Annotated in this window: 3 protein-coding genes and 1 pseudogene; all 4 read left to right on the plus strand. The window is 58.8% G+C overall.

The genetic code is table 11. From position 1 onward, the window contains the following. The first annotated feature begins 93 nt into the window (after positions 1–93). On the plus strand, positions 94–1,536 hold the full coding sequence (locus SKC41_RS31625; protein ID WP_054585859.1) for an aromatic ring-hydroxylating dioxygenase subunit alpha: 1,443 nt from the start codon (positions 94–96) through the stop codon (positions 1,534–1,536). Between the two features lie 7 nt (positions 1,537–1,543). Further along, on the plus strand, positions 1,544–2,149 hold the full coding sequence (locus SKC41_RS31630; RefSeq protein ID WP_051445775.1) for a 3-phenylpropionate/cinnamic acid dioxygenase subunit beta: 606 nt from the start codon (positions 1,544–1,546) through the stop codon (positions 2,147–2,149). Next, the gene (locus SKC41_RS31635) at positions 2,146–2,454 is read left to right on the plus strand and encodes a hypothetical protein (protein WP_051445767.1); all 309 of its coding nucleotides are present in this window, start codon (positions 2,146–2,148) and stop codon (positions 2,452–2,454) included. Before SKC41_RS31630 ends, SKC41_RS31635 begins: the two co-directional genes overlap by 4 nt. Further along, positions 2,451–2,545, plus strand: a pseudogene (locus tag SKC41_RS31640) (3-(cis-5,6-dihydroxycyclohexa-1,3-dien-1-yl)propanoate dehydrogenase); the annotation flags it as partial. The gene SKC41_RS31635 and the pseudogene SKC41_RS31640, both read left to right, overlap by 4 nt.

A 2,545-nucleotide genomic window follows, 5' to 3' on the forward strand; every position in this document is an offset into this window, starting at 1 on the left:
TATTCTCTGCTGTACAGAGCTAGCTTCGGTCTACCAGAATTCTTGTCTGGGTCGAGGATTGGCCGAGTTCAGTTGGAGACTGTGGAGTAGCCGATGACGGATCTTGCTGGGGTGCTAGGTGATGTGCGTGCGGGGATGATCCCGGCGCATATCTACAACGACAGCGAGATTTTCGCGTTGGAAAAGCAACGGCTGTTTAGTCGGGCATGGTTGTTCGTGGCGCACATGTCTGAGATTCCGCAGTCGGGGGATTATGTGGTTCGGCGTGTGTTACAGGACTCGTTCATCATCGCGCGGGATTCTCTGGGTGAGGTTAGGGCGATGTTCAACATGTGCCTGCATCGGGGGATGCAGGTCTGTCGAGCTGAGATGGGTAATGCCTCGAATTTCCGTTGCCCGTATCACGGCTGGTCCTACCGTAATGACGGTCGCTTAATTGGTCTGCCGTTTCACGATGAGGCATATGGGGGTGAGGCCGGTTTTAAGAAAGCGGGCCAGACATTGCTGCCGGCGCCGAATGTAGCCAGCTATAACGGGTTGATCTTTATCAGCATGGATCCTGACGCTGAGCCGTTGGAGGATTTTTTGGGGGATTTCCGGTTCTACCTGGATTTCTATACCAAGCAGAGTGTCAAGGGTCTGGAGGTGCGGGGACCGCAGCGTTGGCGTATCAAGGCGAATTGGAAGATCGGGGCGGAAAATTTCGCTGGGGATATGTATCACACCCCGCAGACGCACACATCGGTGGTTGAGATCGGACTCTTCCGGGAGCCCAAGGCCGCAAAGCGAAAACACGGTGCCACATATTGGGCCGGGACGGGTGGCGGCACCACCTACAAACTGCCCGAGGGTAGCTTTGCGGACCGCATGGCTTACGTGGGCTACACCGCGGACATGATCGCGCGTATCAAATCGGTGTGGACTGCCCAACAACAGCAGGTTGTGGGTGAGGACGGGTTCATGATTTCAGCGGCCACCTGTTTCCCCAACCTCAGCTTCGTACACAACTGGCCGAAGGTGCAAGACGGCGATGACGTCTTGCCGTTTATTTCGATCCGCCTGTGGCAGCCGGTCAGCGAGAACGAGACCGAGGTGTTGTCCTGGTTTGCCGTTGATTCCGCCGCGCCTGCGGAGTACAAGGCTAAGTCTTATAAGGCGTATCTGATGTGTTTTGGCTCCACGGGAATGTTTGAGCAAGACGACGTCGAGAACTGGGTTTCGCTGACCAACACCGCTGCGGGTTCGATGGCGCGCCGATTGCGTCTCAACAGTCGGATGGGATTGCTCGATGGCGACACCAAAGTGGTCGACAACCTGAGCATCGATCGGTTCCATGGACCGGGATATGCCCAAGTCGGGTACAACGAGAACAACCAACGGCAATTGCTGCGACTGTGGGCCGAGTATTTGGAGAAGCCCCCGGTGAAAACCGGGACGACGGCAGCCGGAATGGATAACCCGCCCGGTAGCGAGCCGATGGTGCAGACCAACGGCTATGCCGCCGGCAAAACCCAGCCCCCGGCTCGACGGCGGTGACCACGTGATGGCCGATAGCCACAGCCGCGCAGACCGTGGAACGACCTACTCGGAGCAAGCGGTGCTAGGTGCGCATGCCGCGCGGTGGCAACGCAACGGGAACAGGTTGCCGTTCGACGATCCTCGGCATCTTCAGGCGCAGGGATTCCTCGTCGACGAGGCCTACCTGCTTGACGCCCAAGAGTACGAAACATGGCTGGATCTGCTGACCGACGACGTCCACTACCTGATGCCGGTACGGGTCACCACCGCGCTGGGGGCCGGATTTGATACCTCGCCGGGAATGGCACATTTCGATGAGGACAAGTACTCCTTGAGCCGCCGCGTCGCACGGTTCGCCACCGAGCATGCCTGGACCGAAGATCCACCGTCGCGGCTGCGGCACTTCATCACCAATGTGCGTACCTTCGCCACTGACGACGCCGATCACCTGATCGTCGACAGCGCCGAACTGCTGTTCCGTAGCCGCGGTGACGTCAACGACGCCGCGCTGATTTCGTGCGGTCGAGAAGACCTGCTGCGATATCACAGCGACACCCTCAAACTGGCGCGCCGCACGATCATGGTGGATGAATCGGTACTGCGGATGCAGAACCTGGCGGTGTTCCTATGAGTCACGAAGCCCACCACACCGACCTGAAACCACCGCAAGCTGATCGCACGGTAGACGAACTATCACAATTGTTAGCCGGCTCAACGGGTGAACCACTCACCATCGCAAACGAATTCACCGAAGTGACCGTCCATCGCGTGGCGACCCGCAATGGTCTGCGGCTGCTGATCCAATCCCCAAAATCGGGCCAGTGGGTATCGTTGGATGCCCTCGAGATCGAGGCGCTGACCCGCCAGAACACCACCACCTTAGCCGCCATGGTGGGGAACATGAACGCGCCGCTAATCCCGGGAAACGACTCATGACCGGCTGGCTGCAAGGCAAACGCGCTCTGATCGTCGGCGCAGGCTCAGGAATCGGTCGGGCAACACTAGACGCCTTCCACACAGAAGGCGC

This window comes from Mycobacterium sp. 050128, assembly GCF_036409155.1.
Classification (GTDB): Bacteria; Actinomycetota; Actinomycetes; order Mycobacteriales; family Mycobacteriaceae; genus Mycobacterium.